General features: G+C 69.1%; 9 protein-coding genes. All 9 read right to left on the reverse strand.

What is annotated here, in order from left to right:
* Positions 1-785: CocE/NonD family hydrolase (locus AB0H28_RS27820; protein WP_358046317.1), on the reverse strand; the 785-nt coding region annotated here is incomplete at its 3' end.
* A 40-nt stretch (positions 786-825) separates the two neighbouring features.
* Entirely contained in the window at positions 826-1947 is a 1122-nt protein-coding gene (locus tag AB0H28_RS27825) for a serine/threonine protein kinase (RefSeq protein ID WP_358046320.1), read from the reverse strand.
* 42 nt (positions 1948-1989) lie between these two features.
* Positions 1990-4074, reverse strand: a complete 2085-nt coding sequence (locus AB0H28_RS27830; RefSeq protein WP_358046323.1) for a glycosyltransferase family A protein — start codon at positions 4072-4074, stop codon at positions 1990-1992.
* 55 nt (positions 4075-4129) lie between these two features.
* Positions 4130-6331: an amino acid adenylation domain-containing protein gene (locus AB0H28_RS27835; protein ID WP_358046326.1), complete on the reverse strand. Its 2202-nt coding sequence runs from the start codon at positions 6329-6331 to the stop codon at positions 4130-4132.
* 87 nt (positions 6332-6418) lie between these two features.
* Positions 6419-7690 carry a nucleotide sugar dehydrogenase gene (locus AB0H28_RS27840; protein ID WP_358046329.1) on the reverse strand — a complete coding sequence of 424 codons (1272 nt, stop codon included), beginning with the start codon at positions 7688-7690 and terminating at the stop codon, positions 6419-6421.
* Positions 7690-8580, reverse strand: coding sequence for an amino acid racemase (locus tag AB0H28_RS27845; RefSeq protein ID WP_358046332.1), 891 nt, complete (start codon positions 8578-8580; stop codon positions 7690-7692). Before AB0H28_RS27845 ends, AB0H28_RS27840 begins: the two co-directional genes overlap by 1 nt.
* Positions 8577-9788 (reverse strand): cytochrome P450, encoded by a 1212-nt coding sequence (locus AB0H28_RS27850; RefSeq protein ID WP_358046334.1) that lies wholly within the window; start codon positions 9786-9788, stop codon positions 8577-8579. The genes AB0H28_RS27845 and AB0H28_RS27850 overlap by 4 nt, the downstream gene beginning before the upstream one ends.
* A gap of 152 nt (positions 9789-9940) precedes the next feature.
* On the reverse strand, positions 9941-11785 hold the full coding sequence (gene asnB / locus AB0H28_RS27855) for an asparagine synthase (glutamine-hydrolyzing) (RefSeq protein ID WP_358046405.1): 1845 nt from the start codon (positions 11783-11785) through the stop codon (positions 9941-9943).
* 54 nt (positions 11786-11839) lie between these two features.
* A complete protein-coding gene (locus AB0H28_RS27860; RefSeq protein ID WP_358046337.1) occupies positions 11840-13534 on the reverse strand; it encodes an ABC transporter ATP-binding protein in 1695 nt (564 codons plus the stop codon).
* Positions 13535-13575 lie beyond the last annotated feature (41 nt).

Below are 13575 nucleotides of genomic sequence, written 5' to 3' on the forward strand. Positions count from 1 at the left end.
TGGGTGGACTCCGAGCTGGTCGGCGATCCGCCGGATCGCGCCGATTGCGCCGGCCGGATCCCGACGGGCCTCAAGGACCAACCGGGTCGCACGCTGCTGTCCCGGATCGAGATCTGCCGCCAGTACTCGTCCCGGGTGTCGTGGGCCAGCCATTCGAAAAGGTATGGTGCCGCTCCGGTCTTGCGCAGCACCGAAAGGTCACGCAAGGGCCATGAGCGGTAGAGCTCGGGGATCCGCGTGGCCTGCTCGGCCAACGCCGCGACCGCGGCGTCGTCGCCGGCACGGAGCAGGTCGGGCAGGGCCAGCATCTGCATGACCCAGGAGATGATGAAGGCGTTGTTGAACGCCCCCCCGACGTAGGTCCAGTCGTCGAAAAAGTCGCTGCTGGTGAAGGCGGGCGCGGCACAGACCAGCCCGCGCGGCCGCGCCGCAGCGGCCAGCAACTGCACCGCGCCGCCGTACGAGAAGCCGTAGGTGCCCACCCGGCCGTCCGCGCCGGTTAGCGCCGCCGCCCACTCGACGGTGGCCGCCCCGTCGTCCGCCTCCTGGTGGTAGGGCTCGAAGTCGCCACCGGAGGCGTACCGACCGCGCACGTCTTGGACGACGACGAGGTAGCCGTGCCGGGCCAGCCACACCGGATGCCGGTACGCGACCGACTGCGCCACCGTCTTGTCGTAGGGGGTGCGCATCAGCAGGACCGGGAACGGTCCGGGTCCCGGCGGCCGGTACACGTCCGCGCGGAGCACCACACCATCGGGCATGGGTACCGGCAGGTCGCGTTCCACGCTGACGTCCCCGATGACCCAGGCCGTCGTCGCAGTGCCCTCAGAAACGACCATGGCGCTTCGGGAAGTAGTCCTCGCAGGTACCCTCCCGGTACACGTCCACCGTCGCGCAGTTCAGCCCGCCGCCGAACGGGGCGACGTCCCAGAACGGGACCGGCAGCACCTCGAAACCGAGCCGGTCGAGCAGCTCCATCTGCCTGGTCTCCGAGGCTTCCACGCAGACCGTCCGCTCGTCGATGCTGAGTACGTTGATCGACAGCCACGGGCTGCAGAAGCAGAGCGGTGGAAGCGTCTCGTACGTCTTCTGCGGCGGCGCCGCAGGCACCACCTCCCAATCGTTGATCTTGAAGTACTGCAGCATCTCCGGGTCGGCGGGACGTTCCGAGCAGTGCAGCACCAGCCCCGGCCGCAGCGGCACCCAGGTGGCGTCGATGTGCAACGGGTGGGTGTTGCCGAAGGTGACCGGGTGCACCCGGTGCGACGGGAAGTGCTGGCGCAACCAGCGCACCCCGCTCTGGTTCGTCACGAGCGAGAGCTGCACGAACAGGTCCTTGCCGAACCGCGCGACGTCGGCCGCGTCGAACAGCGGCTCGGCCTCGGTGAGGAGGAGTTCGTTGCGACGCACCCGGTCCAGCTTCTCGTCGTCCGGCAGCGACTCGTACTCCGGCCAGAAACCGGCCCGGAACGACGCGTCGGTGAGCCGAGGCTTCGGTGCCGCCTCCCACCGCATGTCCTGGTCGGCGTGGAAGTAGGACTCCAGGAGCGGTCGATAGCAGAGGTACTCGAACCAGCGGCTGCGGTACGACATCGTGGCTTCGAGGATCTCGTTGCCGACCGTGATGAGCACGTCCCGGACGGGCATGCAGCCGAACTGGCTGTCCTGCGTCCACTCCGGGGTGGCTACCGGCTGGCTGAAGTCCAGCGGCTGCGGACGGTCCACCGTGACGCCCCGGCGGCGCAGCGACTCGGCGAAGTTGTCGAGCTGTTCGTTGGCCCGTGCGACCATGTCGTCGGGGAGCGGACCCCAGGTGCCCTGCGGGAACCCGTCCTGCGGCCAGTCCCGATAGACCGCGGGTTCCGCCGCCTGCACTACCGTGCCGTCGGCCCGTCCGACGATGATGTGCCGCAGCGGATCCCATTCGTTCCACGCGTTGACCTTCACGATTCACGCCTCCTTCAGTGATCTCTTGAAAAGTGCGGCCCGTCAGCCGGAATGCACCGACCCGCGCATGCGGACCACTTGGCCCCGATCGACGTCGATGTCGAACTCGTTGCCGTCCCAGACCGCGGCGGGGTGGACCTTTGACTGCGGCTCGTTGATGGCGTTGCGCGATTCCGATACACCGTCCAGCAGCCACCGATGGCACTCGACCGGGACGTGGTGCGCAGCGAAGAACGACTCCAGAGTGCGGACGTAGAAGCGCATCAGGTCGCCGTGGTACTGGCCGATGATTTGTTCAGCGGCCTTCTCCGCCCGGTCGGCCTCGACGTGGTGCGGTGCCGGCTCGCCCAGCGATTGCGGACCGAACCACCGGTCGGCCAGCTCCGTCACGTCACCCGTGAAGATCGTCGGCAGCACCTGCTCCCGGACGATCCGGGCTTCGGCGGGACCGCCGTGAACGGCGAAACGGACGAGGTTCTGGAGCATCCACCGGAGCGGGAAGATCACCCGTTCCGGGAAGACGATCTCCTCGAACACCGAGTCGGGATAGCCGCGCAGCTCCGCCTCGATGTCGCTCTGGATGCGCGTCATGTGGACGTAGAGGCCTGTTGCCCGGTCGAGGCCTCCGCCGCGGGTCTCGCCGTAGAAGACCCGCTGGCGACGCACGAAGTTGCAGACCATCTTGATCAGCCGGTCGATCTCGGTCTCCGCCGACGCCTCCGCCGGCCCGAGCCGCACCACGTTCCCGACCACCTGCAGGACCCGCCCCGACTGGTAGTCGCTCCCGGTCGCGATCCGAAGATCGGCCCGTCGCAGTTGATGCTGCCCGCCGATGGCGAAACTCCATACCCGGATCATCTTCAGGGCGTCGCTGGTGTCCGGAAAGATCGCTTCTTCGGGGATGCCCATGCCGACGAAGGCCCAGTAGAGGAAGAGGTCGTGGCCGATGAGCGAGTGCCAGCGCCACTTCTCGTCCGGACGTATCCCGCCGTTCTCGAGGAACACCAGGGCCGCGTCGTAACCCGAGACCGGGGCACGCTCCAGCAGCAACGTCCGGTCCTCGAACACGACGGCCGCGGCACCGCGGCGGTCCCGGCAGACGCCGTACCGGCGGCCGCCCGGCTCCCGCTGGGTGAGGGGAACCTCGACCGTGGGCCCGTCGACTCCCCGGCCCAGTTCGATCGTGTCCGGCGCCACCAGGCGTCGCCGCCAGCGGGGCAGGGCGGAGAACGCGGTGGCGTCGGAGAGGTCGACATCGACGTGCACGGCCGGCACGGCCCCGGGCTCAGTGACGGCCGGCAGAACCGACGGCGACGGCACGTAGTCCTGGAACATGCGCAGGGCGGCCGCGAACTTGTACGTCAGGAAAGGCATCACGGCATCGACGTCCGGGCATGCGTCAAAAATCCGCAGGCTCTCCCGCAGCAGATGCGGGGAGTAAACGGTGTCGCCGTCCGAGACGCCCACGACCGCGGTCTGCAGCCGGGAGAAGTCCCCGTCCGCCTCGCACATGGCCAGGACCGTGGCGATCGAGCGGTCGACGCCGAGTCGCGCGGCGTTGCCCGCGCCCGGGGTGCTCTGGTTGAGGTAGACGAGCCGCATCCGAGTGGTGTGTTCGGCGGCGATCCGCTGGAAAATCTTGTCCGACCCGTCGGTGGAGTTGTTGTCCACGCCCAGCACCACGACCCGACCGGGGTCGACGTCCTTCTGCTCCAGCAACGACAGCAGAGTGGCGGCGATGTGGGGTGCCTCGTCCATGAACTTGATGACGATGAAGACGTCTCTGCCCTCCCTGGCGAGGACGTCAGCCTCCGGCAGCGGCGCGCACTCCTCCGGCCCGAAGAAGGCGCGGCGCTCCGCGAGGAACCGTTCCACCACCGTGCGCTGCAGCGCCAGCACGTCCGCCATGGTCGTGCCGTCCCCGGCCAGCATCCGGTCCCTCGTGCTGAGCACGAGCCGCGCGTCCCGTACCTGATCCGCCGTGATCGGGTTCACCGGCGACGACCGGTTGAGGTCCAGCAGGGGGCTGACGAGAGCCTCCGTCACCGGTCGGGATCGAGCACGGTGGGCGCACTCCTGGTGGAACAGGGCATCGCTGGGGCAGTCGGTCTGATCACGGGTCGTCATGGCAACTCCGCCTCTGCTCGGGGGCTGTCGTCTGCGTTGCTCTGGCTCGGGTTCGCTAGCCGTCAGCCAGTGCCTCCACCTCGGCCAGCAGCCGTTCGGCGGTGGCCGGCTCGACCGCGTCGAACAGGGCCGTCCAGTCCTGGTCGCCAGGGACTGCGACGCTGGCCAGGCGCTGAACGGCGACGGCCGCGTGCCGGACGTCCGGGTGCCGGCAGAGCACCGCCTCCACCTCCTCCAGCTCGACCCGCACGCCGTGGATCTGCACTTGGTGGTCGTTACGGCCGCGCAGCTCGAGGAAGCCGCTGGGCATCCACCGCGCGATGTCGCCGGTGCGGTAGAGCCGGGCGCCCGGGTGCCGGGAGAACGGATCCGGCACGAACCGTTCGGCGGTCAACCCCGGCCGGTTCAGGTAGCCACGGGTCAGCCCAGCGCCCCCCAGGAAGAGCTCGCCGGGAACGCCCACCGCAGCCAACTGGTAGTCCCCGTCGAGTACGTACGCGGTGGTGTTGGTCACCGGCCTGCCGATCGGGACCGTGTCGTGATCGGGGACCGCCCGGCAGGTCCAGAAGATGCCGTCGACCGAGGTCTCGGTGGTTCCGTAGACGTTGAACAGCGGCACCGACGGGCAGGTGGCCAGGTAACGCTCCAGCAGCGGCGCAGGCAGGATGTCGGCCCCCGTCACCACACACTTGAGCCGCGTCCAGGGCATGGCGGGCTCATCGAGCAGAAAGGCCAGTTCGGCCGGGACGACGCTCAGTACGGTGACGCCGAGATCCGTGACGAGGCCGGCTATCTCCGGCCCGTCGACCGCGACCCCTTCGGGCGCCAGCACGACCTCGGCACCGGCGCACAGCGGGGCGAAGATCTCCACGATCGCCAGAGAGAAACTCGGCGAGGCCATGTGGAGCAGCCGGTCGGACGCGTCGAACTGGTAGGTCGACCGTTCCCACCGGATGCTGTTGGCCAGCCCACGGTGGGTCATCACCACCCCCTTGGGGGACCCGGTGGTGCCCGACGTGTAGATGATGCTCGCCGCGCTCTCCGGCGTCACGACGACGACGGGATCGTCGGCCGGGTGGGTGGACAGTTCCGGCTCCCCCGCGTCGAACCCGATGACGGTCAGCCCGGCCTCGGGCAGTTTCCCGTCGGCACAGCCGTCAGTCAGGAGCACCTCGGCCGCACTGTCGGCGAGCATGAAACTCAACCTGTCCGCCGGGTAGGCCGGGTCGAGTGGCAGGTACGCCGCCCCCGTCTTGAGTACCGCCAGCAAGCAGGTCACGAGGTCGACGGACCGCGTCATGGCGACGGCGACGATGTCCCCCGGCCGCACACCCACGCAGGCGATCAGGTGGTGTGCCAGGCGGTTGGCCCGCCGGTTCAGCTCCGCGTACCCGAGATTCCTGGTGGCCCGGACGGCCACCGCGTCACCGCGCTCGCGGACCTGCTCCTCGACCAGGTGGTGCAGGCACGCGTCGCGTACCTCGGGGTCGATCGGCCCGTTCCACTCCTTCAGCAACTGGCGGACCAGCTCGGCCGGCAGCTGGCCGGCGGCGGCGACAGTGGCGTCGGGATCGGCCCGGCCCGCGTCGATGATGCTGAGCAGATGGTCCCGGATCCAGCGGGCCTCGTCGGGGGTGAGCACCTCGCGGTCGTGCTCGAGGGTGACCGCCACCCCGTTTGGTTGGCGGGACAGGGACACGACCAACGCGGCTCCGCTCCCACTCACCGGCGCGTGGGTGCCGGACTGGGTCAGCAGTACGTCGAACAGGGGGCAGCCGGCGTCCTGAGGGCTCAGTCCCAGGTCGTCGAGGAGCGGAGACATCCGGTAGTCCTGGTGCCGGTACGCCTCGTCGAGCGCGATTCGCGCGTCCCGCACCAGTTCCCGCAGAGCACGGCGCCCGTGCACTTCGAGCAGCACGGTCAGCGGGTCCCCGCCGCCCCCGGTCCGGTCACCGTCCCGCCGGAGTGGGGCGCTGCCGATCGTCACCGGGGTCAGACCGGTGTAGCGGTATAGGCATACGCAGAGCGCGGCCGCGACAGCAGCGTGGATGTCCAGGGGGTCGTCGCCGGCGATTCCTACCAGTCCCTCGTACCGTTCGCCCGTGAGGGCGAACTCCATCCGCCCCCACCGGTCCGGATCCGGTGCCGAGCGGCGGTGGTCGACGCCGAACCGGGCGGCGCCCGGGAAGGCCGCCAGGCGGCTGAGCCAGTACCGGTGGGCCACCTCGCGGGTGGCCGGCGGAATCACGGTGGTCATGCGTTCTCTTCCTTCTGGGAGCGGACGCGGACGGTGCGGTCTGGCCGACAGGTTCGAGCACGCAACCGGGTCGACACCGGACAGTCCTCAGAGGACCTCGCGGCGGCGGTCCTGGAGGTGCCGTCGGGTGTGGCCCCGGGTGTCCAACAGCAACCGGGTGGTGCGGGCGAGCTCGGCGGGGTCGTAAACGGTGTGGTCCTGAAGCAGGATGGTCAGGTCGGCGCGTTGCGCGGCTGCCGAGGCGTCGGTCTCGCGGGAGACCGGCTCGCCGTCGACGGTCCAGTTCGCCACGAACGGGTCGTGGTAGGACACGGTCGCACCCAGCGCGCGTAGTTGCCGGGCGACGGTGATGGACGGAGCGCCACGGAGGTCGGCCACGTTGGGCTTGTAGCTCACGCCCAGCAGCAGCACCTCGGCACCGTTGACCGGCGTCATCTCGGCGTTCAGCAACCGGATGGCACGCTGCACGACGTACCGCGGCATGGCGTTGTTGATCTCCTGCGCGAGTTCGCCGATGCGGAACACGGAACCCGCCGTCCTGGCGCGGAAGGCGAGGTAGTTCGGGTCCACGGGGATGCAGTGCCCGCCCGGTCCCGCACCGGGATAGAAGGCCTGGAATCCGAAGGGCTTCGTGGCCGCGCAGTCGATCGCGTCCCACACGTCGATGCCCAGCTCGTGCGCCAGCTTGGCGATCTCGTTGATGAGGGCGATGTTCACGTTCCGGTAGGTGTTCTCGATGATCTTCGAGAGCTCCGCCTCCCGGGTCCCCTTGGCCAGCACGACGCTGCGCACCATCCTGCGGTAGAACCGCGCCGCCACGGCCGTGCACTCCGGGGTGAGGCCGCCGACCACCTTCGGTGTGGTGTCCAGCCCGAAGCGCTTGTTGCCCGGATCGACGCGTTCCGACGAGAACGCGAGGTGGAAGTCACGGCCGGCGACCAGTCCGGAGGTCTGCTCCAGGATCGGTCCGACGACCTCCTCGGTCGTCCCGGGGTAGGAGGTCGACTCCAGCACCACGAGCATCCCGCGCCTGAGCTGGCTCCCGACCGTGGCGCTTGCCGTGCGCACCGCGAGCAGGTCGGGTCGTCCATCCTCGGCCAACGGCGTCGGCACGCAGATCACCACCGCCGCCGCGTCACCCAGCACGTCGGCCTTGGTGGTAGGGACGAAGCCGGCGGCGTCCATCGCCCGAAGGTCCTCGGGTGAGATGTCGTCGACACTCGTCCGCCCCTGGCTCAGCTCATCCACGACCGTCTCGTGGATGTCGTAACCGGCGACCCGCAATCCGCTGGAGGTGGCGACACGCGACAGGGCGAGGCCGACGTAACCGAGCCCGACAACGGCGACATCGAAGCGCATCAGACATTTCCTTCCGGCTTCGGACGGTCGGAACCGTCCGCTCCCCACGTCAGTCGGATGTCCGTCCGGGGAACGGGGACACCGGCCTGGACCGGCCGGCGGCCCGTCCCGGCGGCTGCCAGGCGGGCGTACTCGCCGACCGTCGTGCCCAGCGCGGCGCCGAGCAGGTCGCCACCGGACCCGCCGGCCCGCAGCCGTGCCACACACTCGTCGGCCAGGGCGGCCACGCTGTCCACGACCTCGACCGGCTGTCCCGCCGCACGCCACACGAGAGGCAACTCGGTGCACCCGAACAGCAGCGGTGCTCGGTGTCGGGCGTGCAGGTCGCGGACGACCCGCAGGAACGGGTCCACGGCCCGGTCGACCGCCCCGGCCTTGATGATGTCGACGACGCCCTGGACCCGCCGCTGGCACTCCTGGTCCGGCACCAGCAACCGGTAGCCGACGGCTCGCGCCCGCGCCTGGTAGATCTGGGCGGAGACCGCTCCTCGCGTCGCCAGCAGCCACGCCCCGGCGGGCGCGGACCGCACGGCGGCCACCACGGTGGCGGCCACCGTGTGGACGACCGGCACGGGCAGGTCGTGGGCGAAGCGGTCGATGAACGCGAAGGCGGTGTTGCACGGCACCGCGACGAGATCCACCTCCGAGGCCGCCAACCGCTGGAGCGCCGCCCGGATCTGCTGCGTCGGATCGGGTCCCGTGCCGAGCAGGGCCGCTGTACGGTCGTGGATGCCCGGCTCGGAGTGCAGCACGACCCGCGGATGGTCCTGGTCCCGGGTGCCCGGCCACCGGTCGACGAAGGCGCGCAGGAACTCGACACCCGCTGCCGGTCCCATTCCGCCAAGCACGCCGAGGACGCGGGGTGCCGGCTGACCGTCGATGATGGTCATCGGGCCACCGCCGCCGGGGTCAGTCGCACCGGAAGCCGTTCAAGCCCGCCCACCACGATCGAGCGCAGCCGGACCTCCGGACCTGCCTGCTCCACGCGCTCAACCCGGCTGACCAATTCCTCGAAAAGGATCCGTAGTTCCGTCCGGGCGAGCACCGAGCCAAGGCAGAAATGCTCTCCGAGCCCAAGGGAGAGGTGACGGTTGGGACGTCGCGAAATGTCGAAACGATCCGGTTCGGGAAATACTGTTTCGTCGCGGTTCGCTGACGGAACCCACAAGGTAACTCGATCTCCGGCAGCAATGGAGAACCCACGCAGGATGGTTGGCCGAATAGCGGTGCGCATGAGATGCGTAGGAGTGGATGTCCAGCGCAGGATTTCCTCGACAGCGCTGGCCAAAAAGCTCGGATCACGACGCACGGCGGCCCACTGGTCCGGGTGCCGAAGGAAGGTGAACATCCCGCCTGCCGCCGTCAGCCGAACATTTTCGGTGCCGCCGACGAGCAGGTTGTCGCAGTTCAGCACCACGTCCTCCGGGGACATCTGCCGTCCGTCGACGGTTGCCGTCGCCAGGGCGCTCACCAGGTCGTCCTGGGGGGCCCTGGCCCGCTTCCCGGACAGGGACAGGAAGTACCGCAGGAGCTGGTGGTGAGCCGCGCTGCGAGCCAGTGCGGTGTCCGCCCCGAACGCCTCCTTCGCCAGCTGGAAAACGCGTTCGTGGTCGGCTTGGGGCACCCCCATCAGCGCACAGATGACGTACACCGGCAGGGGCGCGGCGATGTCCGCCACGAAGTCACAGGTCTCCTGCTGCAACGCGCGGTCGACGATGCCGCCGACGACGCTGCGCATCATCTCCTCCAGCCCACGCACCGACCGCTTGTTGAACCAGGAGTCGACGACCCGGCGTAGCGCGCCGTGGCGGGGCGCATCGGTGAGGGCGAGCGTGCGGCCGCCGCCCGGGTCCGCCCCCTGCCCCTGCGGACGCAGCAGGATGCCTTGGGCGGAGCTGAACGTCTCGTGATCCAGCAGGACGGCGCGGGCGTCGGCGTACCGGGTGAGGACCCAGAATCCGGGGTACTCGGTGGACGCATGCCAGTGGATCGGGTTCTCGGCGCGCAGCCGGCGCCACACGGAATGAAAGTCCGCACTTCCGTGGAATTCAGGGTCGACCAAATTCGGATAAAGAAGCGACTGACCGGCCCCCGCCATTATTTCACCCTGCCGAAGACGCAGGGTACGGCACCGTTGGAAGCGGAATTAGAGACGCTATTGACTGCCAACCAGCTCACCCCCGTGATAGCTGTACATCAATATTTTTACGTACGCCCCACCCTCTGTCAAGGGCAGAGTTGCAAACTTCGCTACAAGGTCAGCATTGGGCGGTACATTTCCAGCCAGCCGTGTATGGCGAGAACGAGTTCCTGCGAGCGGCGGGCATGCAAACTACTCCTCTGGCCCGCCAACGCCTTGGACAACCAGGTGGCCTTCTTGTGGTCGACCAGCTCGAAAACGGGTGCCTGCGGCGTTTCCAACAGACGGTTGAATTGCCGACTCACCAGTGCCGCGTACGCGGAGTCCTGAGTCGTCGGATAGTGGCTCTTCCGGCGCTGCGCGACCGACTCAGGGACCAGGTCGGCGACCGCACCCCTGAGCAGGCTCTTCTCGCGCCCGTCATAGGTCTTCAGCCGCCACGGGACGTTGTACACCATCTGGACCAGCCGGTGGTCACAGAACGGCACCCTGACCTCCAGGCCCACCGCCATACTCAGCCGATCCTTCCGCTCCAGCAGGACGGCGAGATAGTGCTTCAGATGCAGGTAGGTGACCTCGCGCATCCGGCGGTCCTCCGCCGGCTCCCCGGGTAGCAGCGGGACCTCCGCCAGCGTCTCCCGGTAGAGGTCGTCGATGTGTTCGTCCAGCGCCAGGCGGGCCTCGATGTCCTCACGCAGCGGCGAGAACCGGGGGAAGCGGTGGGTGCTCGCCAACCAGGGGAACGTGTCCGCGCCGACGGCTGCCGGGTCGTGGAACCAGCGGTACCCCCCGAACACTTCGTCCGCTGCCTCACCGGACAGAGCGACGGTCGACTTCTCCCGGATCGCCCGGAACAGCAGGTACAGGGAGAAGCTCATCTCTCCCTGCGCCGGCGGCCGGTCGAAGGCCCGCAGAACGGCGGCCGATACCGCCGGATCGATCAGGTCGCTATTGCTCAGCAGCACGTCCGTGTGCTCACTCGACACGTGCTCGGCGAGTGCCCGCACGAAGGGAGCGTCCGGGTCCGGGCGCACCTCGTCCGGCACGAATCGCTCGGCGTGCCCGCTGAAGTCGACCGAGAACGACCGGACCCGCTCGTTGCCGGACCGGCGCAGGTGGCCGGCCGCGATGGCGGTGATCGCGCTGGAGTCCAGACCTCCGGACAGCAGCGTGCAGAGCGGGACCTCCGCGATCAGCTGACGCTCGACGATGTCCTCAAGCAGCCCCCGCACCTCGGCCACCGTGCGTTCCCGATCCAGGAGGTGTTCCTCGGCCTGCACCCGCCAGTAGACATGGGCACGGCAGGCACCCCGGTCGACGGTGACCACGCTACCTGGCAGTACCTCCCGCATGCGCCGCCAGACGGTGTCGCCGGGCCGGCGGACCGGCGACACCACGACCCGCAACCCCTGCTCGTCCATCTCGGGTCGGAACAGCGGGTTCGCCAGTATCGCTTTGGGCTCCGAGCCGAACAGGAACCCTCCCGAGAGATCGGCGTAGTACAGCGGCTTGATGCCCAGCCGGTCACGCACCAGCAGCAGTCGCTCCTGGCGGGCGTCCCAGATCGCGAACGCGTACATCCCGTTGAGCCGGTCGACGAGACCCTCACCCCAGGCCAGGTAGGCTTTGAGCACCACCTCGGTGTCGCTGCTGGTACGGAAGGTGTGGCCGAGGCCGACCAGGTCGCGCCGCAACTCTCGGTAGTTGTACACCTCACCGCTGTAGGTCAGAGCGACCAGCACCTCACCGTCCTCGCGGCGCTCCACCATGGGCTGTCGCCCGCCGTCCAGGTCGATGATCGCGAGACGACGGTGCCCCAATGCGATCCGCGGAGTTGACCACATACCGCACTCGTCCGGGCCACGGCAGGCCATCGTGTCGGTCATCGCCGTGATTACCTCGCCCTCGGCCGTCAGGTCAACGCCGTACGACAGCCATCCCACAACTCCGCACATACCGCCTCCCACCCCCGATTCGGACAGTCGCGCAGCCGCCAGCGTCGTCGCCGCTCACGTGGCCGGCGCCGACTGGACGGACTTGTCGTTGCCCGGCCCTTCACCCTCGTCCTCGGCCGCAAACTGGTACCACAGCCCCTTCATCTCCTCGCTCTCAGACAACAGCTTGGCCAGTGGACCCTGCGCGACCACCACCCCGTCAGCCATCACGACGACGCGGTCGGCCGCGGCGAGCGTCGCCGGCCGGTGCGAAGTGGCCAGCACCGTCGGGGCTTCCCCGACCGCGAGCCGGGTAAGGAGAGCCTGTTCGGTCTCGCCGTCGAGCGCGCTGGCGAAGTCGTCGACCACCAGGAGATCCGGCCGGCGTACCAGGGCGCGCGCCATGGCCACCCGCTGCGCCTGTCCGCCGGACAGCTTTGCGCCCAGCGGCCCCACCAGGGTGTCGGTGCCGCTCGGCAGCCCCGCGACATCGCGGTCGAGAGCCGCGACCCGGATCGCCTCGGCCAGCTCAGCGTCGTCCGCGTCGACGCCCATCAGGATGTTCTCGCGCAACGTGTCGCTGACCAGGTTGGGCACCTGCGGGACGTAGGCGACTCGCGGCGGCACCAGGAAGCTGGCCGGGTCGTCGACCAGCTGGCCGTTCCAGCGGATCGTCCCACCATCCCTGGGCAGGAGTCCGACCAGCGCCCGTAGCACTGTCGTCTTGCCGGAACCGACCGGGCCGGTGACGACGACGAACTCGCCGCGCTGGATGTAGAGGTCGACCCCCGCCGCGCCCCGGGCACTGGACGGGTGGCGGTAACTCAGCCCGGAGACCTTGAGGGCTTCCAGCGATCCGCCGGCCCGGCCCGCATGCATCGAGGCGCGGTCGCTGGGCACCCGTTGCTGCGGCTCGGTGGCCAGCCACGCGAGATCTGCCTCGTCGACCGCCGCCAGGCGCTCCGCGGACACCTTGGCCTGGCGGTACTTCACCTGCGTGGACCCGATGCTCATCGGCAGCCGGGAGACGAAGTACAGGTAGTAGTCGAAGAGGGCGAGGTCACCGACGGTGAATTCGCCGCGGGTCATCGGCCCGGCCGCGAGGAGCAGCACCAGGCCGACCGCGACATCCACCGAGTTGTAGAAGAGGGAGTCCAGCCCCTGGGTGAAGAACGCGTCCCGCACCGATGCCCGGCGCCGCTGGTCGTTCATCGTCCGGAACCGGCGGAGCACGTGCCGCTCCGCTCCCATGAGCTTGATGCTCTGGGCCGAACGGAACGTCTCCCCGAGGAATTCCGCCACCTGCGCGGTGGCCTCACGGCTCTCCGCACGGTAGCGGCCCACTCTGGCGTTGGCCAACGTCGCCACGGTGACCACCAGCATGAGCGGCAGCACCACGATCGAGGTCAGCAGGGCGTTGATCCGCAGCATCAGGATGACGGCGATCACGGAAAACAAGAAAGTACCGAACAGCGTCACCGGGGCGGTGGTGAACGTGCCGACATCCTCGACGTCGTCACGGAACCTGCTGTGCGTACCGCTCAGCGAGCTGTTCTGCGCCGTCACGCGTGGCCGGGACAGCAGCCGGTGCAGCAGGCCGCGCCGCAGCCGTCCCATCACCGAGAAGCGGAACACGACCTCCGCGACGTCCGAGCCGAGCGAGGCGGTCAGGCGAGCCAGCTCCAGGCTCACCATGACGGCCACGATGGCCCACGGGTTCAGACCGCTCCCTACGGGCTCGGTCAACGCGTTGAAGAAGGCCCGCTCCATGAGGCCGGGTACCAACCGGCCGACCAGGAAGACCGTGAGCA

Origin of the sequence: Micromonospora sp. NPDC050980 (genome assembly GCF_040653835.1) — a bacterium.
Classification (GTDB): Bacteria; Actinomycetota; Actinomycetes; order Mycobacteriales; family Micromonosporaceae; genus Micromonospora.

Coding starts and splice junctions, on each gene's coding strand:
- AB0H28_RS27830 (WP_358046323.1), bottom strand. CDS start 4,074: ATGACGACCCGTGATCAGACCGACTGCCCCAGCGATGCCCTGTTCCAC.
- AB0H28_RS27835 (WP_358046326.1), bottom strand. CDS start 6,331: ATGACCACCGTGATTCCGCCGGCCACCCGCGAGGTGGCCCACCGGTAC.
- AB0H28_RS27840 (WP_358046329.1), bottom strand. CDS start 7,690: ATGCGCTTCGATGTCGCCGTTGTCGGGCTCGGTTACGTCGGCCTCGCC.
- AB0H28_RS27845 (WP_358046332.1), bottom strand. CDS start 8,580: ATGACCATCATCGACGGTCAGCCGGCACCCCGCGTCCTCGGCGTGCTT.
- AB0H28_RS27850 (WP_358046334.1), bottom strand. CDS start 9,788: ATGGCGGGGGCCGGTCAGTCGCTTCTTTATCCGAATTTGGTCGACCCT.
- asnB (WP_358046405.1), bottom strand. CDS start 11,785: ATGTGCGGAGTTGTGGGATGGCTGTCGTACGGCGTTGACCTGACGGCC.
- AB0H28_RS27860 (WP_358046337.1), bottom strand. CDS start 13,534: ATGGAGCGGGCCTTCTTCAACGCGTTGACCGAGCCCGTAGGGAGCGGT.